The following is a 12891-nucleotide window of genomic DNA, read 5'->3' as shown; positions in this document are numbered from 1 at the left end:
AATATATGGCTGATTCTACAATTACGGTTAAAACCCCCGGAAAGCTAATTTTGCTTGGGGAGTATGCGGTACTCGAACAAGCGCCTGCACTTGTTGCTACCGTTAATAAATTTTGTACGATTAAACTACGTCCCAGTCAAAATGATGTTTTTCGTATTGAGGCTCCGAATTTAGATATACCGGACTTCTCTTTTCTACTTTCTGAAAAGGGTGATATTTCCTTGACCAATGGACATACAGAATTACAGCGAAATCAGTTGAATTTTGTTTTGTCGGTTTTAAAATACATCCGCCAGAAACTGGATAAGAATGTTCCCGCTTTTGATATCAGTATTGATACCGCCGATTTCTTTCATCCGATTAGTGGTAAAAAAATGGGGTTGGGCTCAAGCGCCGCACTAACTGTGGCCTTGCTATCCGCTATCGAGGAACTGCTCAATAGCACCTTCTCGAGTACTGATTTTTTTCAAAAAGCGTTACACGCACATCGGTATGCACAGGGTAAGATTGGCAGCGGAGTAGATATTGCAGCTAGCTCAACCGGAGGGATCATACAATATCGGATGCCAGAACTTATTGAAGGGACAAATGAAGAAATCCAGCAAGTGCACTGGCCTAATGATTTGTATATGCTTTCCATATGGACGGATAAATCTGTATCTACCCGTACGATGGTACGCAAAATGCGTACTTTTCGAATGAAAGAAACAGCGATGTATAAAGGTATAATGAACGAAATGGCTGACTTATCTGAAGCCGGATGCCGGGCTTTTCGTTTGGGTAATACTAAAAAGTTTCTCGATGTTATAGAAGCTTTTGGAAATATTGAACGAAAATTAACCAACCATAGCAAAGCAGATATCTTTTCTTCCGTTCATGAACAAATTGCAAAGATAGTTATAAACAAAGGTGGCTATTACAAGCCATCCGGCGCAGGCGGAGGAGATATTGGAACCGCGTTTTGTCGCAGTTCCGAAACATGCAAGTCTATTTCAGAAGCTATAGAAGAAAGCTCTTTTGAATTGCTTAATCTATCAGTTCAGACCGAAGATGTAAACTCTACAGAACCTTATGGAATCGGCTAATATAAATAGCAAGAAATCCTCTACAGAAAATTCTGCCGATCAATCTCGTATTCCCAAATTCTATAAGCGAAGTATTGAAGAACGATTACATTTACTTCGCGAGAAGAACCTTATTACCCGGGAGCAGCTAACAACTCTTCTGAGTCAGCAGCAAATTTTGTCTCGGGAAGAGGCAGACAAAATGATTGAAAATGTGGTTGGCGTCTTTGGCTTGCCAATGGGGTTGGGTCTCAATTTTGTCATAAATGACCAGCCTTATATAGTACCTATGGTGGTGGAAGAGCCCTCTATACTGGCAGCTGTGAGTTCGGCAGCTAAAGTAGTACGTAAATCAGGAGGATTTACAGCGGATGCCGATGATCCAATTCTTATCGGGCAAATACAGCTGGTGGATGTCGACCATCCTATGAAGGTCCAGCACCTGCTGCTGCAGAAAAAGGAAGAGATCATAAACTTGGCTAACAGTTTGCATCCCAATATGGTAGAGCGGGGCGGCGGCGCTGTAGATATAGAAGTAATGATTTATCCGCAATCGCGACATCCGGGGAGTATGGTAGTCGTTCATCTGCTGGTAAATACCTGTGATGCCATGGGTGCTAACCTCGTTAACAGCATGTGCGAAGGAGTGGCGCCGCTGATCGAAAAAATTACTAACGCAAAGGTTTATTTGCGCATTTTATCCAATTTGACGGATCGCGCGATGGTAAGGGCCCGATGTGAAATTCCAGTCGACTACCTGGATTTTAATGAGGCATCCGGAAAGGAAGTGCGTGATGGAATTATCCGGGCTGCTGAATTTGCTGCTATTGACCCTTATCGTGCATCCACGCATAATAAAGGAATTATGAATGGCATCGATCCGGTTGCTATTGCCACCGGTAACGATTGGCGCGCCATTGAAGCCGCAGCCCATGCTTATGCCGCGCGGGGTAGTCACTATACGTCGCTTACAAACTGGTTTAAAAATGATGAGGGGGATTTAGTTGGGACCATCGATATCCCTATGAAAGTGGGAATTGTTGGAGGATCGCTTAAATCTAACAAAGCGGTGGAGATTGCGCATCATATTTTAGGAGTAGAGTCGGCTACGGAATTAGCCCAGGTCATGGGAGCGGTGGGCTTAGCTCAAAATTTTTCAGCTCTTCGCTCTCTCGGTACCGAAGGCATCCAGCGGGGACACATGACGCTCCATGCCCGCAGTGTTGCCAGTACGGCAGGTGCGCCGGCCGATATTTTTGACCAGGTGCTGGAACGGCTGGTGGAAAGCGGAGAAATAAAGGTATGGAAGGCCGAAGAAATTATTGAGGAAATCCAGCGCAAACAACATCAGAAAAAAGTCCAGACATCCAAATCAGAAACAGCCGAGGATATGGCCTTTGGCTACGGGAAAATTATTTTAACCGGAGAACATTCCGTTGTCCATGGTACGCATGCCGTTGCTGCTCCCATTACGCTCACTATGAAAGCTAAAGTTTGGGCGGCGGATAAAGATGTACAGCTTATTATTCCGCGCTGGGGAGTGGAACAAACGCTTAAATTTGGAGAGGATCACGAATATTCTATTTATAAATCTTTGGAGATGATTCTGGATCGGCTGGAGCTCAGAGACCGGGGAATGAATATTGAGGTTGTACCGGAGGTCCCCCGGGCGATGGGAATGGGCGGATCAGCCGCATTGGCCGTGGCAATTATCCGAGCACTGGATCGACATTTCCAAATTGGGCTGTCCGACAATGAAGTGCGGGAGTTATCCTATGAGTCTGAAAATATTGTACATGGCGGAGCATCGGGAATTGATAATACCGTTTCGACTTACGGCAATCTTTTGATGTTTCAGAAGGGGACTCCCCCAGAGATGGAAACACTAAATCTTGAAGAGCCCATTCCAATTGTGATTGGCTTAAGTGGTGTGGAAAGCATGACGGCAAAAATGGTACGGCGTGTTCGGGAGGAATACGAGCAACAGCCCGACTGGTATGGAGAAATTTTTCATAAAATGGATAAGTTGGCGCTGGAATCAAAGGAAGCCATTGAAGAGTTTGATCTCAAAAGGTTGGGGCGCATTATGAACCTGAACCATGGTTACTTGAATGCACTGAATGTATCATCTCCCGAGGTGGAGGAACTTATTAGCATTGCCAGGGAAAACGGCGCGCTGGGAGCAAAACTAACCGGAGGGGGAGGAGGCGGAGCCATGATCGCACTCTGTGATTCCGAATCTTCGCAGCAGAAAATTCAGCACCAAATGCATAGCGCAGGCTATGATGCCCTTATTACGAGTATTAAACCTTCAGTTTCTAAAGAGGTATGATCCCTCACTTATTTGTGGATTACACAATTTTAGGGATTGGCTTTGGATAATTACTTATCTGAACCATAAAGTAGCTCAAGAAAATTTGCTTTGGATATCATTCCAAAATATTGTTCTATATCCACATCTTTTAATCTTTGAGAAAGATCTTGCCGGTGATATCGAGCTCCCTGGAGGTGATCTTCCAGCTGTTTTATCGGTTTATTCCCAAAGAAATCCCCGTAAATTTTCAGATTTTTTATATATCCTTTTGCAACATCTAACCGAAGATCAATTTCGCCGATATCAAAACGTCGTTCCCGCTGAATATTAAATTTCGGTGATTTCCCAAAGTTCCAGTCCCACTGGCTATACTTTTTCTCTTTTAACTCATAAACGGCATCCCACTCACTATTAGTTAAATGATAGGTCTCAAATTTTTCTCGGTCTTTATATAGTCCCTCAAGTAGTTTTTCCCGAAAAGTGTGAATATTCATTTCTTCTGTTAAAAATTCAGAGATGTTAGCGACCCGGCTGCGCACTGACTTATGTCCCTTTGATTCTATCTTATTCATCTTCACATCCAGTGCTTTGCTTACTTCGGCCAGGTCCGTGTCAAATAGCAGGGTACCGTGGCTAAACATCCGTTTAACAGTAGAGTATTGTGCATTGCCCGATATTTTTCGGTCATTTGCCACAATATCATTACGACCCTGTAATTCAGCATTTACTCCAAGGGACTGAAGCACACGTATGATGGGAGAGGTAAACTTTCGAAAATTATTTAGGTTCTTTTTGTCATAGTTCGTGATAAAACTGAAGTTCAGATTCCCGGTATCGTGGTAAACAGCTCCGCCACCGGAAATACGCCGTACCACATTGATCTCATTGTCCTCTACATATTCATGGTTAATCTCTTCGAGCGTATTTTGATTGCGTCCGATGATAATAGAGGGACTGTTTATGTAGAATAGTAGATAATCATAATCATGGTCAAAGTTGCGTAGCGCGTATTCTTCAAGAGCTAAATTGAGATGTGGATCAGTGTTATGTTCATTATGGATGAAGATCATAGAATAAAATTAGGTATTGTTATATCAAAGATATGCTGACCATATAGTAGGCCGCTTTTTTGAAAGGAGTATGAAGATCGCAGGTTATTTATCCGTCAATTTCCTTAAAATATTTTCCTCCTGCTATCTCTTACCTGAGGTATGAAATACCTATTGCAAGCATGCAAGATTGCCCTAATTAGCAGTTGCAATTTTGCATAAGAAATTAGATTAAGCACACCTTTTAGGTAAAAGAAGCACCTCAAGTACTCATAAAAGATATTTTTCCAGTAAATAGAAAAGTTGGCACGCCGATTGCTATAAGTATATATGTAAACAAAAAAAGACAAACTTGTCTTAAATTGTTCTTGCTATAGGAACAGGCAGATAAGGTTATAAAAAAATTGTCTTAACATATAATAACTGTAAATCTCTAATACCATGAACATTTCAAAAATAACGTTATCCTTTTTAATTGGATTGCTATTCACTGGTTTGGCTAATTTTGCCTATGCCCAAACGGAAGAATACAAACTAGACGGAATGACTTTTGGCATGCCGGAAGCTGAAGTTTTCACCGAAGACTATGATGGTCCTCCGGTTGTAGGGGAATATCTGACGATGCTACCCAATCTTAAGCCATTGGATTATGAAGGCAACAAACATCATGAGGTACGGATTGATATTGTCGCTCAGGAAATAGAAGTGGCCGACGGGGTCAAATATAAAGCATGGACATTCGGTGGTACCGTACCCGGCCCAGTGTTGCATGTAAAAGAAGGTGATAAAATTACTTTTGTTATGAAGAATCGTTCGGATGAAGAAGTTACAATTACCGAACCTACAAAAGAGGGTTCTCCTTTTATGCAGCAGGTTGCTGAAAACAACTTTATGAAAGCCCAACCAGGCACAATGCCTATGCCGCACTCCATGGATTTCCATGCGGGAACCGTTGCAAAAGATGACAAATGGAGAAGTATTTCTCCAGGTGAATCTATCAAGTTCGATTGGGTTGCTAACTATCCAGGTTCCTATATCTATCACTGTGGTACGCCCAGTGTACTTATGCACACGGCTATGGGGCAGCATGGAGTGGTTGTTGTATCACCCAAGGACGGTTACGGCACAGATTACGAAGTCGACAAGGAATTTGTAGTGGTCCAATCCGAATATTACCTGAAAAAAGGTGCCGGCGACTTGTACCAGTACGATTTTGAAGCGGCTCAAAGTGTAAACCCATCGCATGTGGTATTCAACGGGCACCAGACTATTCTGCATGATCAGCCTCTGGAGGCCAATGCCGGCGATCGCGTTCGTCTTCATGTATCAAACAACGGTCCCAGCGGAACATCAAGCTTCCACGTAATTGGTGCTATATTTGATCGTGTTTGGTTGGAAGGCCACCCCTTTAATGAAATGCGCGGAATGCAGACTGTACTTTTAGGAGCCTCTAGTTCTGCCACTATCGACTTTATCGTGCCTGAAGAAGGTAAATACATCCTGATCGATCACGAATTTGCCGACGCAGAAAAGGGTGCCACGGGTACCTTGAAAGCCGGTCCGCGTAAATAAATAAACATACGAATAACTAAGTAAAAAATTAGTCAACATTGAAATGAAACTCCTGACGAACATAGCATCTGTTGCCACGGTACTGTCCAGATGGACTATTATGGTGGCTTTGTTGAGCTTCGCAGCGGATATCGCCTGGGCTCAGCAGAATCGGGTGTTGGTTCCGTCAGGTTCATTTCATTCTGTGATGCCCGAAGTGGAAGGAGAAGCCGTAAAGGTAAATACTTTCTATCTGGATGTTACAGCTGTTACCAACGAAAAGTTTGAAAAGTTCTTAGATCAAAATAAAAATTGGCAGCCAAATGAAGTACCTGCCGTATTTACAAATAAAGGATATTTGAAACATTGGAAAGAAGAAGGACAGAGACCTGACTATGAAGATGTTGGTCGTGAACGTCCCGTTACGAATGTGTCATGGTTTGCTGCAAATGCGTACTGTCAATGGGCTGGGGGACGGTTACCTACATTGAATGAATGGGAATACTCCGCCCAACTTATGGATTTTGATTCCTCCACAGAAATAAATGAATTTACCACGAAATTAGTCAGTTGGTATTCGAGTGTGGATACCAAAAACATAGGAGAGGTAGGATCTACCGGTATTAAAACCCGCGTCGGCGTTAAAGATCAGTTTGGATTAATCATGGAATGGGTAGAGGACTTTAAACCACCCGTTGCTGATGAACTTTCTCTGGATTGTGGAACAGTGGGAAGAATGCAACAACTTGGCAATGCATATAGCTATGCCGCCTCTATCCGCTACATTACCCGGATGAGTTATAATCCCCGAAGTTCTACCAGTATGATAGGATTTCGTTGCGCCTATGACGATATCGATTCCAAATTTAAACTGGAAGAGGAAGAATTATGAAAATGATTTCAATCATATTGCTTAGCCTGTTTTTGGTAACAAGCCTGAACGCACAGCATCATCACGCGGCTGATGGTGAACTGGGTGCAGGTAAAATAAGTGCTGAGCACTCACTCTATCATTTGGATGCCCAGTGGACAAACCATCGGGATGAAACCGTCAAGCTTAGCGATTTTCGAGGATCACCTGTTATTGTTGTAATGTTTTATGGCAACTGCATGGAAGTGTGCCCTATTTTAATTCAGGATGCTTGGCGATTATACAGCAGTGTGGATGAATCAGTCCGTGGTGATGTTAATGTTCTGGCAGTAAGCTTTGACACTGAAAATGATACACCAGAAGTATTAAATAACTATGCAAAATATGAACAACTGGATATCCCCGGCTGGCATTTTATGATCTCGAAAAATGCTACCGTTCGTAGCCTTGCCATGATGCTGGGTGTGCAATACTCAAAAAAGAGCGACGGTCACTTCGCACATTCCAATCTTGTTACGGTATTGGATAAAGAAGGAAAGATTGCCATACGTATGGAAGGGCTAAACCAGCCAATGGGAGAAGCTGCAGCGGTGATAAATTCTATTCTAATGAGGAAATAGAGTTATGAGATACTCCACAATATTCCTTTTCTTTAGCTGTTTATGGATGGGCACGGAAGCGCTTGCCAGCCAATCTCAACACCTTTATAAGGACACGGTTAGGGTGGAGGTTCTGGGGACAAGTGAAAATCCGCGATTTGATCCGGTCATTACAAAAATAAATCCCGGCGATGTGATCAAATTTGTAGTACGGGAAGGGTTGCATACAGTGACCTCTTATCATCCAGATAACCGGAGACCTCTTAGAATACCCGATCACGTTGAATCTTTTGACTCCGGGTTGTTGAAAAGTGGTGATATTTGGCTTTTGAATATTTCTTCAGCCGGAGTGTACGATTATTTCTGCCTGCCTCATGAAAGAATGGGACACGCAGGGCGCATTATTGCAGGTTCTGTTGATGTTATCCCAGACTATCCTGATGAAGGTATTCCCGAGACAGTACTGAAGGTTTTAAATATAAAAACGAATATTTTTTAAATAAACAATACAAATAAATCCTAACGAGGACCTATTATGAAAACACTTACGAAAATAACATTAATACTGGCCGTTTTATTCACTGGAGTTATTTCTTCGGCAATGGCACAAAGAACAATAGAGATCATTGGAACTGATAACATGAAGTTCGATGTAACAACCATTGAAGCTACTCCAGGGGAAGAAATCACAATTAAGCTGACGACCAAAAGTCAGATTCCTAAGCAGGCAATGGCCCACAATGTAGTTGTCTTAGATAAAGATACAGAAGTAGATGCCTTTGCCAACGCTTCCGCACGAGCTCGGGATAACGAATATTTGGCTCCCGACTATGAGGACCAGATCGTTGCTGCAACAGGCCTTGCCGGTGGTGGTGAAACCGTAGAGGTAACGTTTACCGTTCCAGAAGATAAAGGAGATTACGAATATATCTGTTCATTTCCCGGACACTATGCAGCCGGCATGAAGGGGATACTCACGGTTAAATAACTTAGGAATTGCATAATTATACTTCTAAAGGTGACCTAAATTTTAGGTCACCTTTTTTTATTTACTCTTAATTGAGATTTATATTTTCAATTTAATAATAACTAGGAGATCAGGATATACATCCTGAAAGTTTCTCCAAAAGATGAATTTTATTCTTTTATTTAAGTCTAAAAGAAGAAGATATTTATGTGTTGAATGTAACTATGATAAGTTCATTCTTAGTGAAAAGAATAATTGAATAACCTTTTAAGGAACTATGGCGAAACCATCCGACAAAAAAAACTCTCCATCTATAAAGTCGAATATAAATCACATTGCTATTGCAGTTACTGATTTGTCAGAAAGTGAAGCATTCTACAGGGATGTTCTTGGTCTCAGACAAATACCTGAACCTTTTAAAGAGGGGCGTCATGCCTGGTTTGATCTGGGGGGAGCCCAGCTCCATGTTATCAAAGCAGCTGATCAAAGAACCTCCCATAATAGAAGTACTCACTTTTGTTTTAGCGTCGAGGATCTGGATGCTTTTATTGAGAAAATTAGTGCTCACGGATTGGTGTATTCTGATTCCGATGGCAATGAGGGAGAGGTCAATATACGTCCGGATGGTATCAGGCAAATATTTTTTACGGATCCCGATGGATATTGGGTTGAGGTAAACGATGAATTTGAGAAATAGAGAAATAAAGGATGATAATCTGAACGGGAAGGCTTCCTTCGCAGGTTCCAGCAGGATGAAATAAATAAGCCCTTGCAAGTCAAGGACTTGCAAGGGCTTGAGTACCGCGTACGGGATTCGAACCCGTGCTACCGCCGTGAAAGGGCGGCGTCCTAAACCCCTAGACGAACGCGGCAAATATTCAGTAAAAAAGCCTTACCGAACAGCTGTTCAGCAAAGCTGATTTGAGTGCCTGAGAATACAATAATTTTTATTCTATTCCAAGCACTCTAATATGAGAAAAGGGAGCCTGATGGGATTTGAACCCACGGCCTCCAGGGCCACAACCTGGCGCTCTAACCAACTGAGCTACAGGCTCCGTAACAATTTAATAAGATGCAATATCTGCTTAAGAAAGCAGTGCATCTCTTTATATATCCTGATACAATAAGTGTATTAAAGTTGCCAGTAATACCGCCTAAATCAAGGCTCCAAATATACGGAATAATATGGGGATTTCAATAAATTTTATCTGTGGAAATGAAATTTTATATGACATAAATTGTATGAAATTATAGATAGGTTAGTATCAATATCTATTTACTTATTGCATTAATTAGTAGTTCATTCGTTTACTTATGAATCGTATTGATCGGCTTACAGCTATTATTATTTATCTGCAGGGACATCACCGGATCACGGTAGATGAGCTGGCCGATCGGTATGACATCAGTACTCGTACGGTCTACCGTGATTTACGCGCCCTCCAAGAGGCTGGGGTACCTATCGGATCTGAAGAGGGAAAGGGATATTTTATTGTAAAAGGATATCACCTGCCCCCGGTCATGTTTGATAAGGATGAAGCTGCGGCTTTGCTGGCTGGTGAGCGCCTGATGCAAAAATGGAAAGAGACCAAGCTCAGTGAATCTTACCTTTCTGCCTTAGATAAAATCCGGGCGGTATTGCATTCCCGCGAAAAGAAATATCTCGATACGCTTGACCAACACATTAAAACATTTACCCATTCGGATGAACGACAGGTCGAAACTGATTACCTCATCTTTGTTTTCCTTCAGGATGCGGTTGTTCGGGGTTCGGTCATATCGTTGGAATATTATTCGCCTTACAAAGATCAATATACTCAACGTGATGTAGAGCCCCTTGGCCTGCTAATACGTGACAATTATTGGTATCTTGCGGCTTGGTGCCGGTTGCGCACCGACTATCGGATGTTCCGCGTTGACCGGATAGAAAGCTATAAAAAAACAGGAGAGCAATTACCAGAATTGCCGGAGCATACTCTGCAAGAGTTTTCGGAGCAGAGTCTGCGTGAAGAGAAAGACCTGAAGGAAGTGGTCGTTCAGTTCGATGAAGAGATGGTTCGCTATCTGGGCGACCAAAAGCATTACCGGGGGTGGACCTCAGAAGAAAGAGTCGATGGTGGAGTCAAAATGACCTTCCTTACTTCTTCGGTAGAATATTTCGCCCGCTGGCTGCTGATGTGGGGGGATGGTGTTATCGTCCATCAATCTAAGCAACTCAAGGAGCGGGTAAGAGAGTTGAGTAAAGAGTTGTACCAGCATCACAACTCGTGAATCCTCATCATTCTTAAATTCTTTGCCATTGACATAGGGTTGTCACAAGCCGCTGTTACATTGTAAAATAGATAATAATCTTAATCTCAAAACTGATATTACAATGGAACTGGTACCTCTATTTTCTAATGAGCTGGAGCAGGAAGCCGAGACAACCCAAAAATTTCTTAAACTTGTTCCTGATGAGAAGTTTGACTGGAACCCCCATCAAAAGAGTATGACACTCAAGGAGCTAACCGTTCATATTGCCGAAATACCCGGCTGGATCGAGACGGTTCTCAATCAAGATGTACTGGATTTTGCGGATGGATACGAGCCGACGCCTGTAGAAAATTCGAACGATTTGATAGAGCTTTTGGAACAATCGGTGCAGAAGTCAAAAGAAGCCTTGAATGGAGCCAGCGAAGACGATCTGTTGCCTGACTGGACGATGAAAAACGGTGATCAGATACTGATGGTAATGCCCAGGCACGAAATTATTCGTCACTCGCTAAGCCAGATTATTCATCATCGCGCTCAATTGGGGGTTTATCTGCGTCTGCTGGATATCCCGATTCCTGGCAGTTATGGTCCCAGTGCAGATGAGCAAAGTTTTTAGCCCGAATTATTTACAAAACTATGTATCACAATAGTTTAAGACTTTGTTAATATTTGTCTTTGACAAAATACAATATAGTTCAACTTTGTTGAATAAACCGGGTTAAAGAAATTAGCATAAAGAAACCGAAAGTTCCTGGTGCTAAAAGCACCGGGAATCTATTTAATATCTGTAAATAAAACAATTGAAATTACTATGGGGAACCGTACTAAGCAGGAATACGATTACCACCAATGGGCGAATAACAGGTTTTTTGAACATCTGGTAGAACTTCCGGATAAAGTGTACGAAAAGGAAATACAAAGTGTCTTTTCATCCGTCGCCGAAGTGATTGTCCATATCTACCAAACGGATGGTATGTGGCTGAGCGTGATGTCAGGCGATTCGTTTGAAGAAACCATGTCCGTAATCGATCAGTTAAAAGAAAGAGTCGCGGATCGGAGTCTTGGTCATATGCAGCAACTCTATACCGAGCTTGCCAAAGAATACAAGACATTTTTTGATGATTGTGGAGATCTAAGTAAAGTTATTAGTATCAATCATCCCAAATATGGAAGCCTTGAAACGCCCGTTGCGGATCTGGTAAAACATGTAGTTAATCACGGAACCTATCATAGGGGGAATATTACTGCCATGCTCCGACAACAAGGGCAGGCCGGCGTACCAACGGATTATATCTTTTACTTATACGAGATTGCCTGATGATGAACATGAAAAATAACTATGGATAAACAATTCAACATCCATAAGCTCTACCAGCCATTGCAGCCAACCGTTTCCGGAACGAACGGTAGCATAACCTATAAAGAGCTGCCTCCCGATGAAGAGGGGCAGGAGTTTATCTATTGCTACTGGCAGCTTAAGACGACTGACAAACTGGAGGATTCCTTCCGCTATCGGGTCGTAGCCGATGGATGCATCGATATTTTTTTGAGCTAAAAAATTCCCAAAGATCCTTTGTAATGGGTTTGGCTTCCCGTTATACCGAATTTCCGCTTGGCAGATCGTTTAACTATGTGGGGATTCGTTTTTTGCCGTCGGCATTCTCACGGCTTTTTAGGATGACTGCCTTGGAGTTGACAAACCGGTGTGAAGCACTGGATAGCGTAGATTCAGGGGCGGCTGCATTTATTTCTCTAAGTTTTCATCCTGCATTAACGTTTCAAGAACAAAAGTCGATTTTGGACGGCTATTTTCTGAATCACATCCGCCATGCCCCCGTTAAGAGGGACCCGAGAGTCTGTCGGGCACTCCATACGATTTTAGCGAACGGTGGAGATCTTCAGCTTGCAAGAGATCTGGATCCGGGACTTAGTCCACGTCAACTGCGCAGGTTATTTAATCAAGACGTCGGAGGATCACCTAAAACGTTCAGCAGGATTATTCGTTTTCAACATGTCCTGAGAACAGCAAAAACATATCATAATGTACGAAGGAGTCACTTCTTTGATGCCGGATATTACGATCAGTCGCACTTTATCAAAGAGTTTGAAGCGCTGTATGGTCAGCTCCCGTCCAAAGCATTAAAGAGGTGATATTTTGTCCGTTTTTTACAATACCCGGGAGATGAAATTCCATAGGTTTTTATTTCAACGTTCTCACTAATA

14 protein-coding genes and 2 tRNA genes are annotated in these 12891 nt (G+C 42.5%); 13 read left to right on the top strand and 3 right to left on the bottom strand.

The window, feature by feature from the left end; genetic code table 11:
- Positions 1-5 precede the first annotated feature (5 nt).
- The gene (locus ABEB05_RS06515; protein ID WP_265788593.1) at positions 6-1085 is read left to right on the top strand and encodes a mevalonate kinase family protein; all 1080 of its coding nucleotides are present in this window, start codon (positions 6-8) and stop codon (positions 1083-1085) included.
- The gene (locus tag ABEB05_RS06510) at positions 1072-3396 is read left to right on the top strand and encodes a hydroxymethylglutaryl-CoA reductase, degradative (RefSeq protein ID WP_265788591.1); all 2325 of its coding nucleotides are present in this window, start codon (positions 1072-1074) and stop codon (positions 3394-3396) included. The genes ABEB05_RS06515 and ABEB05_RS06510 overlap by 14 nt, the downstream gene beginning before the upstream one ends.
- A gap of 50 nt (positions 3397-3446) precedes the next feature.
- Here the strand turns inward: ABEB05_RS06510 and lplA are convergent, their stop codons facing one another.
- Positions 3447-4448, bottom strand: coding sequence for a lipoate--protein ligase (lplA, locus tag ABEB05_RS06505; RefSeq protein WP_265788589.1), 1002 nt, complete (start codon positions 4446-4448; stop codon positions 3447-3449).
- A 420-nt stretch (positions 4449-4868) separates the two neighbouring features.
- On the opposite strand from lplA, the gene ABEB05_RS06500 reads away from it, so the two are divergent.
- The 6 genes from ABEB05_RS06500 to ABEB05_RS06475 all read left to right on the top strand — a co-directional run bounded on the left by ABEB05_RS06500 (position 4869) and on the right by ABEB05_RS06475 (position 9112).
- Positions 4869-5999 carry a multicopper oxidase domain-containing protein gene (locus ABEB05_RS06500; protein ID WP_265788587.1) on the top strand — a complete coding sequence of 377 codons (1131 nt, stop codon included), beginning with the start codon at positions 4869-4871 and terminating at the stop codon, positions 5997-5999.
- A 43-nt stretch (positions 6000-6042) separates the two neighbouring features.
- Complete coding sequence (locus ABEB05_RS06495) at positions 6043-6870, top strand: formylglycine-generating enzyme family protein (protein ID WP_265788585.1); 828 nt, start codon at positions 6043-6045, stop codon at positions 6868-6870.
- On the top strand, positions 6867-7469 hold the full coding sequence (locus ABEB05_RS06490) for an SCO family protein (protein ID WP_265788583.1): 603 nt from the start codon (positions 6867-6869) through the stop codon (positions 7467-7469). Before ABEB05_RS06495 ends, ABEB05_RS06490 begins: the two co-directional genes overlap by 4 nt.
- 4 nt (positions 7470-7473) lie before the next feature.
- Positions 7474-7947, top strand: a complete 474-nt coding sequence (locus ABEB05_RS06485) for a cupredoxin domain-containing protein (protein ID WP_265788581.1) — start codon at positions 7474-7476, stop codon at positions 7945-7947.
- Positions 7948-7983: 36 nt separating this feature from the next.
- Positions 7984-8436: a plastocyanin/azurin family copper-binding protein gene (locus ABEB05_RS06480; RefSeq protein WP_265788578.1), complete on the top strand. Its 453-nt coding sequence runs from the start codon at positions 7984-7986 to the stop codon at positions 8434-8436.
- A 256-nt stretch (positions 8437-8692) separates the two neighbouring features.
- Positions 8693-9112, top strand: coding sequence for a VOC family protein (locus tag ABEB05_RS06475; RefSeq protein WP_265788576.1), 420 nt, complete (start codon positions 8693-8695; stop codon positions 9110-9112).
- 102 nt (positions 9113-9214) lie between these two features.
- Here ABEB05_RS06475 and ABEB05_RS06470 read toward each other — a convergent pair.
- Positions 9215-9287 (bottom strand) — tRNA-Glu (locus ABEB05_RS06470).
- A gap of 109 nt (positions 9288-9396) precedes the next feature.
- Positions 9397-9470: transfer RNA gene (locus ABEB05_RS06465), tRNA-His, on the bottom strand.
- A 259-nt stretch (positions 9471-9729) separates the two neighbouring features.
- On the opposite strand from ABEB05_RS06465, the gene ABEB05_RS06460 reads away from it, so the two are divergent.
- From ABEB05_RS06460 to ABEB05_RS06440, 5 genes are all read left to right on the top strand, one after another.
- Positions 9730-10686, top strand: coding sequence for a helix-turn-helix transcriptional regulator (locus ABEB05_RS06460; RefSeq protein WP_265788574.1), 957 nt, complete (start codon positions 9730-9732; stop codon positions 10684-10686).
- A 103-nt stretch (positions 10687-10789) separates the two neighbouring features.
- Complete coding sequence (locus ABEB05_RS06455) at positions 10790-11284, top strand: DinB family protein (protein ID WP_265788572.1); 495 nt, start codon at positions 10790-10792, stop codon at positions 11282-11284.
- A 195-nt stretch (positions 11285-11479) separates the two neighbouring features.
- Entirely contained in the window at positions 11480-11986 is a 507-nt protein-coding gene (locus tag ABEB05_RS06450) for a DinB family protein (RefSeq protein WP_265788570.1), read from the top strand.
- Positions 11987-12007: 21 nt separating this feature from the next.
- Positions 12008-12223: a DUF6597 domain-containing transcriptional factor gene (locus ABEB05_RS06445; protein ID WP_265788568.1), complete on the top strand. Its 216-nt coding sequence runs from the start codon at positions 12008-12010 to the stop codon at positions 12221-12223.
- A complete protein-coding gene (locus ABEB05_RS06440; protein WP_265788566.1) occupies positions 12199-12819 on the top strand; it encodes a helix-turn-helix domain-containing protein in 621 nt (206 codons plus the stop codon). The genes ABEB05_RS06445 and ABEB05_RS06440 overlap by 25 nt, the downstream gene beginning before the upstream one ends.
- Positions 12820-12891 lie beyond the last annotated feature (72 nt).

It is taken from the genome of Fodinibius salicampi, from assembly GCF_039545095.1.
In the GTDB taxonomy this organism is placed as follows: Bacteria; Bacteroidota; Rhodothermia; order Balneolales; family Balneolaceae; genus Fodinibius; species Fodinibius salicampi.
Note: the sequence above shows the minus strand (reverse complement) of the source record. Positions and strands in the feature narration are given on the sequence as shown.